Here is a 14069-nt window from a genome sequence, read left to right on the forward strand (position 1 = left end):
ATATGACATGTGCATGGGCGAGTTTCGGCGAACCCGGACGGTTACTCCCACCGGCCCAGGGGCATCCATTCCGGTATGACCTGGATGCCCGATAGCGGCGACGCCCCGCGCGGCCGACGCCACAACAGCCCCCAGCGCTCCGCCCACCGCCCGGACTGGTCGGAGGACCTCGGCTTCGACGGCCTCGACCGCCGCCAGCGCGGGGCGCAGCGGCAGATGGGTATCCCGCGCATCCTCGGCCGGCGCGCCCGGTGGGTGGGCGCACGACTGCGGCGCGAGACCTGAGGCCTCGCGCCGCGTCAGCAGGCCGGTCGACGGCCGGTCAGTTCACGATCTGCGGTGACAGCGCCGTGAACCAGAGCAGGACGAAGGTCGCCACCGACATGATCGGCACCAGCACCTTGGTCTCGACGTTGTTGCCGCTGCGCTTGATCAGCACGATCTCGTAGCGCTCCTTGTGCGGCCACAGCAGCGGCGCGCCCTTCTTGGTCAGGCAGTCGCCGAGCAGGTGCGCCAGCGTGCCCAGCCCGACCGCGTACGGCAGCCAGCCGGGCGAGTTGGGCATCCAGGTGTTCATCCCGAAGGTGCCGAGCGAAGCCAGGCCGATGACGGTGATCCACGCCTCCGGGCCGTTGCTCGGCGGACAGAGCCGCAGCGCCCGGATCGCCAGTGCCAGCAGGAAGAACGTCACCGTGAGGGTGAAGTAGCGGCCCAGGAAGGTGACGCCGGCCCAGGTGCCGCCGCCCATCAGCGCGACGAACAGCAGCGAGTGGGTGGCGTGCCGGTGCCCGCCCGAGGCCCAGGCCACGAAGCGGCAGAGCGCCTTGGAGAGCGGGCCGAGGAAGTTGGCGATCGAACCGTCGTGGTGGTCGAGGTCCGGCAGCAGCGCCGCGCCCGCGCACAGCACCGTGCCCATCAGTATGTCCGCCGGCTGCAGCGTGGTGTGCAGCAGCAGCGGAGGCAGGAACGGGGCGGAGGCCGCGTACAGCATCGCCCCGCTCACCGCGTGCGAATGACCCATCATCGGACTGCCACGACCTCCCGTAGGCTCACTCCGGGACGGCACCCCGGTTGAGCCGAACGGGTGAGCGCGGCCGAGGCTATCAGGGCGGGCTGACGATACGACGGATCACGTGCCGGCGGGCCCCCGTGGCGTCAGAGCGCGCAGCCCTGGGTGTCCACCCTGGCGGTCGCGGCGCTGCCCGCCGTCACGTCATCGCGCACCTCGGCCGAGGTGAGCACGTACCCGGTGTCGGCGCTGTCCAGGGACTTGGCGAACACCACGCCGTACACCTGGCCGTCGGGGGTGAGCAGCGGGCCGCCGCTGTTGCCCTGGCGGACCAGCGAGCGCACCGAGTAGACGTCGCGCACCACCTGGCCGCGATGGTAGATGTCCGGGCCGTTGGCCTGGATCCGGCCGCGGATGCGGGCGGGCTGGACGTTGAAGGCGCCGTTCTCGGGGAAGCCGGCGACGATCGCGCTGTCGTTGGTCTTCGCCTCGCCCGCGAAGGTCAACGCGGGCGCGGTCAGCTTGGGCACGTCCAGGACGGCGATGTCGCGCTGCCAGTCGTAGCGGACCACCGTGGCGTCGTACAGCTGGCCGACCCCGCCGATCTGCACGGTCGGCTCGTCGACGCCGCCGACCACGTGGGCGTTGGTCATCACCCGGTGCGGGGCGAAGACGAAGCCGCTGCCCTCCAGGGTCTTGCCGCAGGAGGTCGCGGTGCCGACCACCTTGACCAGGCTCTGCCGCGCCTTGGTCACCGCCGGGCTGTTGGCCAGTGCCGGGTCGGGGCTGTCGACCTGGGTGATCGGCTCGTGCTCGAAGGGGTTGAAGACCTGCGGGAAGCCGTTGCGGGCCAGCACCTTGGAGAAGTCGGAGAACCAGTTCGGCGCGTCGCCGGGCAGCGCGTTCTGGACGCCGCCGAGGATCGCCGAGGAACGGACCTGCTTGGAGACCGTCGGCAGCGACGTCCCGGCCAGCGCGGAGCCGATCAGCCAGGCCACCAGCAGCATCGAGATCACGTTGACCACCGCGCCGCCGGACGCGTCCAGCACCCGGGCCGGGCGGCGGTCGATGTGCCCGCGCAGCTTCCAGCCGTAGTGCGCGGTGACCGCCTGGCCGACCGCGGCACAGACGATCACCACCACGACCGCCACCACCGAGGCCGTGGTGCCGGGGCTGAGGTGGTCGAGCAGCAGAGGCAGCAGCTGGACGGCCAGCAGGCCGCCGCCGAGGAAGCCGACGAGCGACAGGACGCCCACCACGAAGCCCTGCCGGTAGCCCGAAATGGCGAATCCGACGGCGGCGAGGACCAGCAGCACATCCAGGACGTTCACTCCGACACCCTCCCACGCTTCGCGACCGTGCCGCGCCGACGGCCCGTCACGAGCCGTCGGGGTCGCCACCCGGCAGGGCCCGGGAGTGTTCGAGGTCGCCCTGGACGAGCGCCAGCGCGTCGTCCGAGAGGTCGACGACCCGGGACGGGTCCCAGGGCAGCTCCAGTCCGCTGTGGTGCAGCACCCGGTCGATCACCCCGGCGGTGAACCCCCAGACCAGCCGCCCGGCGACCGCGAAGGCCGGCCCGACGTGCCCGGACGGGTGCCGCAGCCGGACCCGGTTCGCCGGGTCCGCCAGGTCGGCGATCGTCACCCGGAACACCGCGCCGGTCTCGCCCTGGTCCACCGGGCGCACCGGCGACTCCTCGCGCCACCAGCCCAGCACCGGGGTCACCACGAAGCTGCTCACCGGGATGTACAGCCGGGGCAGCTCGGCGAAGACCTGCACCCCCGCCGGGTCCAGGCCGGTCTCCTCCCAGGCCTCGCGCAGCGCCGCCGCGACCGGGCCGGGGCCGTCCGGGTCACCGTCCTCCGGGTCCAGCGCGCCGCCCGGGAAGGACGGCTGGCCGGCGTGCGACCGCAGCGAGCGGGCCCGCTCGATCAGCAGCAGGTCCGGTCCGTCCGGCCCCTCGCCGAACAGCATCAGCACGGCCGCCGCCCGGCCGCCCTCGCGCGGCGGCAGGAAACGGCTCAGCTGCTCCGGCAGCACCCGCTCGGCCGCGTCCCGGACCGGCTCCAGCCAGTCCGGCAGGCCGTTCCGCTCGATGGCAGTGGTGGTCACGCCTCCACCCCCAGGTCCGCGACCCGGCCCTGGTGGGCGTCGGCGTCCGCGCGGGCGGCCGCCTCGCCGGGGAAGTCCGACGGCGGCTTCAGCCGCTGACCGGGCTGGCCTCCCATCTCGTACTTGAGCAGCTTGCGGGCCTTCTCCTGGTCCAGCTCGCCCTCCCCGTACGAGGGGCAGAGCGGCGCGATGGGGCAGGCCCCGCAGGCGGGCCTCTGGGAGTGGCAGATCCGGCGGCCGTGGAAGACCACCCGGTGCGAGAGCATCGTCCACTCCGACTTCGGGAAGATCTCGGCGACGGCCAGCTCGACCTTCACCGGGTCCTCCTCGGTCGTCCAGCCGAACCGCCGGGCCAGCCGTCCGAAGTGGGTGTCCACGGTGATCCCGGGGACGCCGAAGGCGTTGCCGAGCACGACGTTGGCGGTCTTGCGGCCGACCCCGGGCAGCGTCACCAGATCGGCCAGCCGGCCCGGGACCTCGCCGCCGAACTCGTCGCGCAGCGCGGTCGACAGGCCGATCAGCGACTTCGCCTTGTTCCGGAAGAAGCCGGTCGGCCGGATGATCCCCTCCAGCTCCTCCGGGTTCGCCGCCGCCATGTCCTCCGGCGTCGGGTACTTGGCGAACAGCGCCGGGGTGGTCTGGTTCACCCGCAGGTCCGTCGTCTGCGCCGACAGCACGGTGGCCACCAGCAGTTGGAACGGGTTCTCGAAGTCCAGCTCCGGGTGCGCGTACGGGTACAGCTCCGCCAGCTCACGGTTGATCCGCCGGGCCCGCCGCACCATCGCCAGGTGCGACTCCGGCTTCCTCGGCTTCACGGCCGGCTTCACGGCCGCCTTCTTCACCGCCTGCTTCACGGCCGCCTGCTTCACGGCCGTCTTCTTCACGGCCTGCTTCTGCGCCGCCGGCTTCTTCCCGACCGGCTTCTCCGCGGCCTGCTTCGGCGCCGTCGCCTTCCGGACCTTGCTCTCTGCCATGCACGAAGGCTACGCCGAGCGGCGGACCGCTCGGGGCCGATCAAGGAGGGAAAAACGGCCTGCCGGGGCGGCTGTTGGGCAAAGGGGGCGGTCCGGGTGGGGGGCGCTCACCGCGGGGGGCGGCCGATGGTGCCCTCGAGGGTGTTGAGGAGGCCGGCCAGGGCGTCGGCGAGGTGGGCCTGTTCGTCGGGGGTGAGGCCGGCGAGCAGGGCGCGGTCGTAGGCGACGAGTTCCTGGATCAGGCCGTCGACCAGTTCGCGGCCCGCGTCGGTGAGGGAGAGGTGGGCGACCCGGCGGTCGCGGTCGTCGGGGCGGCGGCTCACCAGGCCGCGGTCCTCCAACAGGCGCAGGCGCTTGGTGACGGCGGCGCCGGAGGCGAAGCTCTCGCGGGCCAGCTGGGTGGGCGTCAGCTCGCGGTCGACCCGGCGCAGGGCGCCGAGGATGTCGAACTCGGCGCGGGTGAGGCCGGTCCGGGTGAGCGGGTCGGGGGTCTGCTGGAGCAGTGCGGCGCAGCGGTTGATCCGGCCGAGGACGGCGATCGGGCCGGTGTCCAGGCCCGGGTAGGCGCGCTCCCACTGGCGCAGCACACCTGCGACGACGTCCTCCACGTGCGCTGCTCCCGTTCCGCGACCGACTGGCCGTCCGATCGTCCGACCGTCCCTCGACGGGCCGACCATCCGTCGACTGGCCGACATCCTAGACGGCGCGCGCTCCGGTGCCCCGCCGTTCCAGCAGGGCCGCCAGCAGGTGGTGGGCGTGGCATTCGGTGTCGGCGGTGCGCTGGTGCGGGAGGGCGGGGCGGCGCCACTCGCCGGTGGCGGCGTCGGCGGCCTCGCGCAGTTCCAGCAGGGCGGTGGCCAGGCCGGTCCGGGCCGCGGCGGTCTCGGGGCCGGCGGCGGCGACGGTCGCGACGGCGGCCCCGGCCCGTCGGGTGGCGGTCTCGACCCCGGCCAGGGCGCGGGACAGCCGGGTGGCGGTGCGCCGGTTGGTGACCAGCAGGCAGGCGGCGAGGCCGGTCAGCGCGCCCACGCAGGTGTCCAGCCAGCGATCGGCGACCAGCGCCCGGGCGGGCTGCAGGCCGGCGAACTCGGTCATCAGCAGTGCCATCGGGGTGACGAAGACGGTGGCCAGCCAGTAGCTGCGGGCGATCGTCGCCTCCGCGCCGAACTGGCAGAGCAGTCCCAGCGCGATCAGCGTCACCGGGCCCGAGTGCGCGACGGGCAGGACGGCGGTGAACGCGGCGAGGCCGAGCAGGTTGCCCAGCACCCGCTGAAGCGCGCGCTGCCAGGACAGCGTGCTGTTGGCCTGGAACACCGAGGCCGCGGTGACCACCGCCCAGTACGGCCGGCCGACGCCGAGCGCCAGCGAGAGCCACCCGGCCGCCGCGCAGCCCACCGCCACCCGCAGGCCGATCGGCAGCAGCGCCGAGCCGGGTCGCAGCGCCCGGTGCAGCGGCGGGCGGGGGCCGGGCCGGTGGGCGCGCAGTTCGGCGGCCTCCGCCTCGGTGAGGTCCAGCAGCGGCAGCGGGCGGCCCCGGCGCAGGTCGCGGGCCCAGGCCGAGTAGCGCTCGGCGGCGGCCGGGTCGGCGGGCGCGGCCAGGGCCGACTCCGCGTGGACGAGCAGCCGCTCGGGCGCGTCGCCGAGGGCCCGCCACCGGGCCGGGGAGGACTGCCCGAGGCTCTGCCGGGCCGCGTCGACCGCGCCGACCAGGGCCGTCCGGGCGGCCGCGTCCGACGTGCCGGGCCCGGTGCGCGCCAGCCGGACGGCGGCCTCCAGCGCGCGGGCGGTGGCGATCCGCTCGGGCCCGTACGGGCGCACCAGCGCGGGGGCCATGCCGACCAGCCAGGCGAGTGCGGCGCCGAGCGCGGCGAGCGCCAGGTGCGGCGGCAGGTCGGCCGGGCGCTGGGGGACGAAGGCGCAGCCGGCGGTGGTGAAGGTGATGATCAGGCTGCCGGGCGGGCCGATCCGGGCGGCGTCGCAGCACAGCTTGTGCAGTGCGGCGAGCACGGCGGCCACCGCGACCAGCGTGGCGGCGTCGCGGGTCAGCGCGGCGGCGGTGAGGGCTGCGGCGGTGCTGAGCACGGTGCCGAGCAGGACGCCGGCCAGGGTGCGGGCCCGGGCGCGGTAGGGCAGCCCGTGTCCGTACAGCGCGCCGAGTCCGCCGGCCGAGGTGTAGAGGGCGAGGTCGAGCCGGCCGAGGGCGAACAGGGTGAGGTTGAGGGTGCCGAGGGTGACCACGGCGCTGAGTGCGGGCTTGTGCCAGATGTCGCCGGGCGGGCCGACCCGGAGTGCCTGCCGGAACTGGGCGGTTGGGGCCATACGAAAAGATTAGCAGGTAATTTACCCGTAAAGCATGTGCGCGCAAGACGGGCCCGTAGGGGCTCGCCGGGGTCCTCGAAACTCGTCGGAGGAAATCCCCGCCGGAGCGATGAGTTCTGCGGCGAACCCCGGTCTACCCCCATGACCGACTCGTCCGACCGAAGGAACACCCATGAGCACCGTGGTCTCCACCGACGGCACCACCATCGCCTGCACCGTCACCGGCTCCGGCCCGGCCGTCGTCCTGGTGGACGGGGCGATCGGCCACCGCGGCTTCGACCCGGGCGTCGCGGTCGCCGAGCAGCTCTCGGCCCACCACACCGTGTGGGCCTACGACCGGCGCGGCCGCGGCGGCAGCGGGGACACCTCGCCGTTCGCCGTGGAGCGCGAGATCGAGGACCTGGCGGCCGTGATCGCGGCGACCGGCGGCTCGGCCGCGGTCTTCGGCACTTCCTCGGGCGCCGCACTCGCCCTGCGGGCCGCCGCGGCGGGCGTCGGGATGAGCCGACTCGCCGTCTACGAGCCGCCGTTCAGCACGGAGGAGGAGCGGAGCGAGCAATTCGTCGGGTACGTCGCCGAGTTGGAGGCGGCGATCGCCGAGGGGCGGCGCGGGGACGCCGTCGCGGCCTTCATGGCCTTCGTCGGGATGCCCGGCGAGATGGTGGAGGGGATGCGTCACGCCCCGGTGTGGCCGGTGTTCGAGGCGGTCGCGCCGACCCTGGCGTACGACGCGGCGGCGCTCGGCGGGCGGACCGGTGGGACGGTGCCGACCGGACTGCTGGCCACGATCGCCGTGCCCACCCTGGTCCTGGACGGCGGCGCCAGCCCGGAGCTGCTGAGGGCTCCCGCCCGCGCGGTGGCCGGGGCGGTGCCGGGCGCCGCGTACCGGACGCTGGCCGACCAGACCCACGAGGTGGCGGCCGAGGTCCTGGTGCCGGAGCTGCTGACGTTCTTCGCCTGAGGCGGAGAGCCGGGGAACCGGGGAAACGGGGAACCGGGGAACCGGGGAACCGGGGAACCGGGGAACCGGGGAACCGGGGAACCGTACGCCCCCGTTCACCGGCGCGCTCTAGTCTTCCGACCGTCTGACGATCGGAGAAAGAGGACGCATGGACGGGGACTTCACGGACTTCGCGGACATTCCCACCACCACCCTGGCGGACGTCCTGGGCCGCGCCCAGGTGATGGACATCGGTCTGCGTCCGCTGTGGACGGGCATGCCCCGGGTGGCCGGACCGGCCTACACCGTGCGGTGCCCGCCCGGCGACAACCTGATGCTGCACTCCGCGATCTACCGGGCCGAGCCCGGCTCGGTGATCGTGGTGGAGTCCGGTGACCTGGACTACGCGCTGGCCGGCGGCAACGTCTGCGCCGTGGCCCAGCGCCGGGGCGTCGCCGCCTTCGTGGCCGACGGCCTGATCCGGGACCTCGGCGAGGTGCGGGAGCTGGGCTTCCCGGTGGTCGCCCGGGGCGTCATCCCGATCCCCGGGGCGAAGCAGCGGCTGGGCAGCCACGGTGCCCCCGTGCGCTGCGGCGGCGTGCTGGTGGCGCCCGGCGACATCGTGGTGGCCGACGAGGAGGGCGTCGTGGTGGTGCCCGCCGCCGAGCGGGCCGGCACCCTGGCGGCGGCCCGGGCGAAGCTGGCCAAGGAGGCCGCCGAGACCCTGGACGACTGGGAGGCCGCCCACCGCGCCCGGATCGACCAGAGCCTCGCCGAGCTGGGCTTCACCGGCTGAGAACGACCGGTACGGCGTGGGGACGACCGGCGCGACGGCGGAACGGCCGGTAGGGAATCGGAACGGCCGGTAGGGAATCGGAACGACCGGGGTGCGGCCCGAGGGCGATCAGTACAGCCCGTTCAGTTCCCCGAAGCCGAGCGCCCCGTCGAGCTCCGTCAGCGTCCCGGCGCCGAGCAGTTCGACGGCGGCCCGGTGGGCAACGGTGTAGGCGGCCTGGGCCAGACCGGTGCCGACGCTGACTCGCCGCACCCCCGTGGCGGCGAGTTCGGCGACGGTCGGCCCGCCCGCCCCGGCCATGGCGTTCACCGGCAGCGGGGAGCGCCGGCACAGCTCGGTGAGGGCGTCGAGGTCCAGCAGCCCGGGGACGAACAGGCCGTCGGCGCCCGCCTCGGCGTAGGCCTCGGCCCGGGCCAGTACGTCGTCGAGCCCGCCCAGGCCGAACAGGAAGACGTCGGTACGGGCGTTGACCAGCAGTTCGGGGAGCCCGGCCGCCGCGGCCGCCGTCCGGGCCGCGCGCAGCCGTCCGGCCTGCTCGGCGACCGGGAACAGCGGCCCGCCGACGGCCGTGGAGTCCTCCAGGTTGACCCCGGCCACGCCGGCGCCGACCAGCTCGGTGACGGTCGCGGCCACGTCGGCGGGCAGCGGCCCGTACCCGCCCTCGGCGTCGATGGTGACCGGCAGGTCCACCGCGGCGACGACCCGGCGGGCCGCCGCGACCGCCGCCGCCCGGTCCATCCGCTGGCCGTCGCCGTGCCCGAGCGACCAGGAGACACCGCCGCTGGTGGTGGCGATCGCCCGGGCGCCGGCCGAGGCGATCACCGCGGCGCTGCCCGCGTCCCAGGCGTTGGGCAGGACGAGCACGCCCTCCGCGAGGAGTTCGCGCAGCCGCAGTGCCCGTTCGCGGGCCTCGGGGGTGGTGGACATGACGGGTCACCGGCTTTCGTACGGATCGGTGGGGACTCAGGCATCCTGCGCCCAGTCGCGCGTCGGCCACCAGTGTTTAAGCTGGGGCCGAATCTTCTGAAGGAGGGTTGCAGGTGCGGACGGAACTCCACTTCTCTGCCCAGGACTTGGCGCTGACCCGGTTCGCCGTCAGCCCGATGCAGGAGGTGGTGACCAGCCTGCGCGCCCTCGCCCACTCCCCCGCCCCGGCACTGCACCGCCGCTGGGCCGGCCAGGTCCGCGAACGGCTGGCCGCCGCCGGACTGGACCGGGGCCGGCTGGCCGCGATGGTCCCGCCCGACGGCCACCTGCCCGACTTCCTCAACCCCGCCCCGGCCGGCTTCTCCCCCACCCTCGCCGAGGAACTGGCCGCGATCACCGCGACCGGCGAAGGGCAGGTCCGGGCCGACCTCGACATCGTGGCCGCCGAGGCCGGCGGCCGGCTCCCGGCCGTACTGGCGCCGCTGCACCGCGACCCGGCCGGCCAGCTGCCCCGGCTGGCCGCCGAGATCGAGGCCTACTGGGAGCTGGCGCTCGCCCCGTACTGGGCCCGGATCCGGGCGCTGCTGGCCGCGGACGTCTTCCACCGCTCCCGGCAGGCCGCCGAGCACGGCACCGCGCGGATGCTGGACGAACTGCACGAGACGGTCCGCTGGGACGGCACCGCGCTGCGGCTGGAGCGCCGGCACTGCGCCGTGGCCCGGCTGACCGCCGGCGCCGGGCTGCTGCTCCTGCCCTCGGTCTTCGCCTGGCCACGGGTGCTCACCTGGGTGCTGCCGCCGGACCCGCCGCAGCTGATCTACCCGGCGCGCGGCACGGCCGCGCTCTGGGAGGAGCGCCCGGGCTCGGCGGCGCGCACCGACGCGCTGGCCGCCGTCCTCGGCCGGTCCCGGGCCCGGCTGCTGGCCGAGCTGGACTCCCCGGCCTCGACCAGCGAACTGGCCGACCGGACCGGACTGTCCCCGGCGGCCGTCTCCCAGCACCTCACCGCCCTGCGCGCCGCGGGCCTGACCAGCGCCCACCGGGCCGGGCACGCCGTCCTCTCCGCCCGCACCGCGGTGGGCGACTCCCTGTTCGATCCGGACGGCCGGTAGCACGACCGGGCGACGGCCGCCGGGCACCCCGCCCCGTGACCCGCCGGTACGAATGGCCCCGCACCGCACACCCCGATACACCCCCTCCTCATATGATCGGAGCGACATGCGCCATGCTTGGTGATGCAGAACACTGAACGGAACTTGCGCCGGACGGCCCACCCGCCGGACGGCCGAGAAGGAGGAAGCACGTGGACGACGTTCTGCGGCGCGCCGCACTCTTCGCGGCACTCGACGACGAACAGGCCGGCGAGCTGCGCGCTTCCATGACCGAGGTCACCCTCGCCCGTGGTGAGTCGCTGTTCCACGAGGGCGACCCGGGCGACCGGCTGTACGTCGTCGCCGAGGGCAAGGTCAAGCTGCACCGCGCCTCGCCGGACGGCCGCGAGAACATGCTCGCCGTGCTCGGCCCCAGCGAGATGATCGGCGAACTGTCGCTGTTCGACCCGGGCCCGCGCACCGCCACCGCCAGCGCGCTGACCGAGGTCAAGCTGCTCGGCCTCGGCCACGGCGACCTGCAGCCCTGGCTGCACGCCCGCCCCGAGGTGTCCATCGCGCTGCTCCGGGCCATCGCCCGCCGACTGCGCCGGACCAACGACGTGATGTCCGACCTGGTCTTCTCCGACGTGCCCGGCCGCGTCGCCAAGGCCCTGCTGGACCTCTCCCGCCGCTTCGGCGTGCAGTCCGAGGAGGGCATCCACGTCGCCCACGACCTCACCCAGGAGGAGCTGGCCCAGCTGGTCGGCGCCTCCCGCGAGACGGTCAACAAGGCGCTCGCCGACTTCGCCGGCCGCGGCTGGCTGAAGCTGGAGGCGCGCGCGGTGGTCCTGCTGGACGTCGAGCGACTGTCCCGCCGCTCGCGCTGACACCGTACGAACGCCGGAGGGCCCGTCGCGATCACTGCGACGGGCCCTCCGGCGTGCGCGGGCACGGCCGAGGGGGTCAGTCCTGGTCCGGGATCAGCCCGTGCTCCGCCAGGTACTCCAGCTGGGCCCGCACCGACAGCTCGGCGGCCGGCCAGAGCGCCCGGTCCACGTCGGCGTAGACCCGGGCGACCACATCGGCGGCCGTCCGGCAGCCCGCCTCCACCGCGGTCTCCACCTGGGCGAGCCGGTTCGCCCGGTGGGCCAGGTAGTAGTCGACGGCGCCGAGCGCGTCCGCGAGCACCGGGCCGTGACCGGGCAGCACCGTCCGCACGCCGTGCGCGGAGGCCATCGTGTGCAGGTGACGCAGCGAGTCCAGGTAGTCCCCGAGCCGGCCGTCCGGATGGGCGACCATCGTGGTGCCGCGGCCGAGCACGGTGTCCCCGGTGAGGACCGCGCCGTCGTCCGGCAAGTGGAAGGTCAGCGAGTCCGAGGTGTGGCCCGGGGTGGCGACCACCCGCAGGTCGAGGCCGCCGACATCCAGGCGCTGACCGCCCACCAGGCCCTCGGAGCCCAACCGGTGCGCCGGATCCAGGGCCCGCACCTCGCTGCCGGTCAGCTCGGCGAAGCGGACCGCGCCCTCCGAGTGGTCGGCGTGGCCGTGGGTCAGCAGGGTGAGCACGACCCGCTTGCCGCGCTCCTCGGCGAGGTCGACCACCCGGCGCAGATGGCCCTCGTGCAGCGGTCCCGGGTCGATCACCACCGCGAGGTCCGAGCCGGGCTCGGAGAGCAGCCAGGTGTTGGTGCCGTCCAGCGTCATCGGCGACGGGTTCGGCGCCAGCACGCACAGCGCCCGGGCAGTGGCCTCGCCGCCGACCTCGGCGGCGGGGTCACCCGGCAGGAGCCCGCTCATGCGCCCACCTCGCTGCGCTCGGCAAGCGCCTCGCGCAACGCCCACCCCTCGACGGTTCGCTCGCTCCGCTCGTTCACAAGCCCACCTCGCCACGCTCGGCAGGCGCCTCGCGCAACGCCCACCCCTCGACGGTTCGTCCGCTCACCGGCCGCCCTCGCCGTCACGGTGCAGGGCCCGCAGTGGCAGGGCCCGGACGAGGGCGCGCTGGGCGACCTCGACGAACGGGACCGGACCGTCGCAGGCGGGAGAACGGCGGATCAGTCGGCGCGCGGGCAGCTCGGGGGCCGTCCGGCGAGCCACGTCGTTGTGGTCCATCGGGTGTCGGTCCTTCCTGGTCGGCGTTGTCGTGCGGGTCGGATGAGGTGTCGGATGGGATGTGTCGGATGAGGTGTGTCGGACGAGGTGTGTCGGACGGGGTGTGGGGTCAGGGTGTGGGGTCAGGATCCCTCGGCGGGGAACTCCCCGTCGATGGTCAGCTCGTCGTACCCGGGCCAGCGGACCGTCATCCGGTCGCCGCGGACCTCGGCCCGGCCCAGTACCGGCTCCAGCACCCGGTCGGCGGCCACGGCCAGCGCCTCGGCGGCCGACCGGACGTCTGACAGCTCGCGCAGCACCGTCACCGTCGGCGGCAGCATGCCGAACCGGCCCTCCCGGTGGCCCCGGACCGCCTCGGCAGGCGTCAGCCAGGCGACCCGGTCGGCCTCGCCGACCTCCAGCGCCGCGCGCTGGCCGGCTGGCAGGGCGGCGACGAAGAACCAGGTGTCGTAGCGCCGCTCCTCGAACTCCGGGGTGATCCAGCGGGCCCAGCCGCCCAGCAGGTCACTACGCAGCACCAGGCCGTGGTCCCGCAGGAACTCGGCGAAGGACAGCTCGTGCGCCTCCAGCGCGGCCCGCTCCGCGGACCAGTCGCGCGGCGCGGCGACGCTCTCCGCGTCCGGGCCGGCCAGCAGCACGCCGGCCTCCTCGAAGGTCTCGCGCACGGCGGCGCACACCACCGCCCGCGCCGTCCGGGCGTCCACCCCCAGCCGCCGCGCCCACTCCTCGGGCGACGGCCCGGCCCAGCCGGGCTCGACCTCGGCGTCGCGCGGGTCCACCCCACCGCCCGGGTAGGCGTACATCCCGGCTGCGAAGGCCATCGAGGTACGACGGCGCAGCAGGTAGGCCTCCGGCCCGTCGGCGCGGTCGCGCAGCAGCACGACCGTCGCGGCGGGCTTGGCCACCGCCGGGGTGAGCAGGCCGGAGTCGACCGCCCGGATCCGGGCGGGCCAACCGGGCGGCATCGGGAGCGTCGTTGCTCGATGGTCCATGCCCGGATGCTAAGCGCACGAAGGCGGGGTTGGACAGGCCCGACCCCGCCTTCGCGATCACACTCAGGCGTTCTTGACGCGCACCTGGATCTCGACCTCGACCGGGGCGTCCAGCGGCAGCACCGCGACGCCGACCGCGCTGCGGGCGTGCACACCGGCCTCGCCCAGCACCTTGCCGAGCAGCTCGCTGGCGCCGTTGATCACGCCGGGCTGGCCGGTGAAGTCGGGGGCGGAGGCCACGAAGCCGACGACCTTCACGACCCGCTCGATCCGGTCCAGGTCACCGATCACCGACTTCACGGCGGCCAGGGCGTTCAGCGCGCAGGTCTGCGCGAGCTCCTTGGCCTCCTCCGGGGACACCTCCGCACCGACCTTGCCGGTGCTCGGCAGCTTGCCGCCGACGACCGGCAGCTGGCCGGAGGTGAACACGAACTCACCGGACTGCACGGCCGGCACGTACGCGGCGACCGGGGCGGCCACCGGCGGCAGGGTCAGACCCAGCTCGGCGAGCTTCGACTCGACCTGGCTCATGCGTTCTTCTCCCGCTTGAAGTAGGCCACCAGCTGCTCCGGGTTCGGGCCGGGCACGACCTGGACGAGCTCCCAGCCGTCCTCGCCGAAGTTGTCCAGGATCTGCTTGGTGGCGTGCACGAGCAGGGGCGCCGTCATGTATTCCCACTTGGTCATGGCCAGACTCTAGACGAGCCGTCCCGGCGATCGCCGCCGCCCACCGACCGGCGTGTGAGGTGGAACACAAAGGGGGCATGATTCGGTCCCAGCACCCCAGGTGCTCCGGGC

Annotated in this window: 17 protein-coding genes; 5 read left to right on the forward strand and 12 right to left on the reverse strand. The window is 74.5% G+C overall.

Annotation, left to right across the window (positions count from 1 at the left end):
* Positions 1–75: 75 nt before the first annotated feature.
* On the forward strand, positions 76–285 hold the full coding sequence (locus tag ACZ3YL_RS09695) for a hypothetical protein (protein ID WP_188303882.1): 210 nt from the start codon (positions 76–78) through the stop codon (positions 283–285).
* Positions 286–322: 37 nt separating this feature from the next.
* Here ACZ3YL_RS09695 and ACZ3YL_RS09700 read toward each other — a convergent pair whose 3' ends face one another.
* From ACZ3YL_RS09700 to ACZ3YL_RS09725, 6 genes are all read right to left on the reverse strand, one after another.
* Positions 323–1024 carry a metal-dependent hydrolase gene (locus ACZ3YL_RS09700; protein WP_188303881.1) on the reverse strand — a complete coding sequence of 234 codons (702 nt, stop codon included), beginning with the start codon at positions 1022–1024 and terminating at the stop codon, positions 323–325.
* A 131-nt stretch (positions 1025–1155) separates the two neighbouring features.
* Complete coding sequence (locus tag ACZ3YL_RS09705; protein WP_188303880.1) at positions 1156–2340, reverse strand: MarP family serine protease; 1185 nt, start codon at positions 2338–2340, stop codon at positions 1156–1158.
* 46 nt (positions 2341–2386) lie between these two features.
* Entirely contained in the window at positions 2387–3121 is a 735-nt protein-coding gene (locus ACZ3YL_RS09710; RefSeq protein ID WP_188303879.1) for an NUDIX hydrolase, read from the reverse strand.
* A complete protein-coding gene (nth, locus tag ACZ3YL_RS09715) occupies positions 3118–4095 on the reverse strand; it encodes an endonuclease III (RefSeq protein WP_188303878.1) in 978 nt (325 codons plus the stop codon). The genes ACZ3YL_RS09710 and nth overlap by 4 nt, the downstream gene beginning before the upstream one ends.
* A gap of 107 nt (positions 4096–4202) precedes the next feature.
* A complete protein-coding gene (locus ACZ3YL_RS09720) occupies positions 4203–4703 on the reverse strand; it encodes a MarR family winged helix-turn-helix transcriptional regulator (RefSeq protein ID WP_411292918.1) in 501 nt (166 codons plus the stop codon).
* An 88-nt stretch (positions 4704–4791) separates the two neighbouring features.
* Positions 4792–6414, reverse strand: coding sequence for an FUSC family protein (locus ACZ3YL_RS09725; protein ID WP_465656487.1), 1623 nt, complete (start codon positions 6412–6414; stop codon positions 4792–4794).
* A 172-nt stretch (positions 6415–6586) separates the two neighbouring features.
* Here ACZ3YL_RS09725 and ACZ3YL_RS09730 point away from each other — a divergent pair, with 172 nt between their 5' ends.
* The gene (locus tag ACZ3YL_RS09730; protein ID WP_465656489.1) at positions 6587–7375 is read left to right on the forward strand and encodes an alpha/beta fold hydrolase; all 789 of its coding nucleotides are present in this window, start codon (positions 6587–6589) and stop codon (positions 7373–7375) included.
* 148 nt (positions 7376–7523) lie between these two features.
* Positions 7524–8150, forward strand: a complete 627-nt coding sequence (locus ACZ3YL_RS09735) for an RraA family protein (protein ID WP_465656491.1) — start codon at positions 7524–7526, stop codon at positions 8148–8150.
* Between the two features lie 108 nt (positions 8151–8258).
* Here the strand turns inward: ACZ3YL_RS09735 and ACZ3YL_RS09740 are convergent, their stop codons facing one another.
* Positions 8259–9077, reverse strand: a complete 819-nt coding sequence (locus ACZ3YL_RS09740; RefSeq protein ID WP_465656493.1) for an isocitrate lyase/PEP mutase family protein — start codon at positions 9075–9077, stop codon at positions 8259–8261.
* 107 nt (positions 9078–9184) lie between these two features.
* Here ACZ3YL_RS09740 and ACZ3YL_RS09745 point away from each other — a divergent pair, with 107 nt between their 5' ends.
* Both ACZ3YL_RS09745 and ACZ3YL_RS09750 read left to right on the forward strand, forming a co-directional pair.
* A complete protein-coding gene (locus tag ACZ3YL_RS09745) occupies positions 9185–10189 on the forward strand; it encodes an ArsR/SmtB family transcription factor (RefSeq protein ID WP_465656495.1) in 1005 nt (334 codons plus the stop codon).
* 191 nt (positions 10190–10380) lie between these two features.
* A complete protein-coding gene (locus ACZ3YL_RS09750) occupies positions 10381–11055 on the forward strand; it encodes a Crp/Fnr family transcriptional regulator (protein WP_030288117.1) in 675 nt (224 codons plus the stop codon).
* A 76-nt stretch (positions 11056–11131) separates the two neighbouring features.
* On the opposite strand, the gene ACZ3YL_RS09755 is transcribed toward ACZ3YL_RS09750, so the two are convergent.
* From ACZ3YL_RS09755 to ACZ3YL_RS09775, 5 genes are all read right to left on the reverse strand, one after another.
* The gene (locus ACZ3YL_RS09755) at positions 11132–11965 is read right to left on the reverse strand and encodes an MBL fold metallo-hydrolase (protein ID WP_188304577.1); all 834 of its coding nucleotides are present in this window, start codon (positions 11963–11965) and stop codon (positions 11132–11134) included.
* 141 nt (positions 11966–12106) lie between these two features.
* Entirely contained in the window at positions 12107–12280 is a 174-nt protein-coding gene (locus ACZ3YL_RS09760; protein WP_188304578.1) for a hypothetical protein, read from the reverse strand.
* A gap of 122 nt (positions 12281–12402) precedes the next feature.
* Positions 12403–13272, reverse strand: coding sequence for an NUDIX hydrolase (locus ACZ3YL_RS09765; protein WP_188304579.1), 870 nt, complete (start codon positions 13270–13272; stop codon positions 12403–12405).
* 63 nt (positions 13273–13335) lie between these two features.
* Positions 13336–13803 carry a RidA family protein gene (locus tag ACZ3YL_RS09770; RefSeq protein ID WP_188304580.1) on the reverse strand — a complete coding sequence of 156 codons (468 nt, stop codon included), beginning with the start codon at positions 13801–13803 and terminating at the stop codon, positions 13336–13338.
* Positions 13800–13958 (reverse strand): DUF4177 domain-containing protein, encoded by a 159-nt coding sequence (locus ACZ3YL_RS09775; RefSeq protein WP_094743074.1) that lies wholly within the window; start codon positions 13956–13958, stop codon positions 13800–13802. The genes ACZ3YL_RS09770 and ACZ3YL_RS09775 overlap by 4 nt, the downstream gene beginning before the upstream one ends.
* Positions 13959–14069: the final 111 nt, after the last annotated feature.

It is taken from the genome of Kitasatospora sp. NPDC023176, from assembly GCF_055560495.1.

What these genes read in the sequence shown, in the direction of transcription:
- ACZ3YL_RS09760 (WP_188304578.1), bottom strand. Translation starts at nt 12,280, where the DNA reads ATGGACCACAACGACGTGGCTCGCCGGACGGCCCCCGAGCTGCCCGCG.
- ACZ3YL_RS09740 (WP_465656493.1), bottom strand. Translation starts at nt 9,077, where the DNA reads ATGTCCACCACCCCCGAGGCCCGCGAACGGGCACTGCGGCTGCGCGAA.
- ACZ3YL_RS09755 (WP_188304577.1), bottom strand. Translation starts at nt 11,965, where the DNA reads ATGAGCGGGCTCCTGCCGGGTGACCCCGCCGCCGAGGTCGGCGGCGAG.
- ACZ3YL_RS09730 (WP_465656489.1), top strand. Translation starts at nt 6,587, where the DNA reads ATGAGCACCGTGGTCTCCACCGACGGCACCACCATCGCCTGCACCGTC.
- ACZ3YL_RS09770 (WP_188304580.1), bottom strand. Translation starts at nt 13,803, where the DNA reads ATGAGCCAGGTCGAGTCGAAGCTCGCCGAGCTGGGTCTGACCCTGCCG.
- ACZ3YL_RS09700 (WP_188303881.1), bottom strand. Translation starts at nt 1,024, where the DNA reads ATGATGGGTCATTCGCACGCGGTGAGCGGGGCGATGCTGTACGCGGCC.
- ACZ3YL_RS09725 (WP_465656487.1), bottom strand. Translation starts at nt 6,414, where the DNA reads ATGGCCCCAACCGCCCAGTTCCGGCAGGCACTCCGGGTCGGCCCGCCC.
- ACZ3YL_RS09775 (WP_094743074.1), bottom strand. Translation starts at nt 13,958, where the DNA reads ATGACCAAGTGGGAATACATGACGGCGCCCCTGCTCGTGCACGCCACC.
- ACZ3YL_RS09695 (WP_188303882.1), top strand. Translation starts at nt 76, where the DNA reads ATGACCTGGATGCCCGATAGCGGCGACGCCCCGCGCGGCCGACGCCAC.
- ACZ3YL_RS09765 (WP_188304579.1), bottom strand. Translation starts at nt 13,272, where the DNA reads ATGGACCATCGAGCAACGACGCTCCCGATGCCGCCCGGTTGGCCCGCC.
- nth (WP_188303878.1), bottom strand. Translation starts at nt 4,095, where the DNA reads ATGGCAGAGAGCAAGGTCCGGAAGGCGACGGCGCCGAAGCAGGCCGCG.
- ACZ3YL_RS09735 (WP_465656491.1), top strand. Translation starts at nt 7,524, where the DNA reads ATGGACGGGGACTTCACGGACTTCGCGGACATTCCCACCACCACCCTG.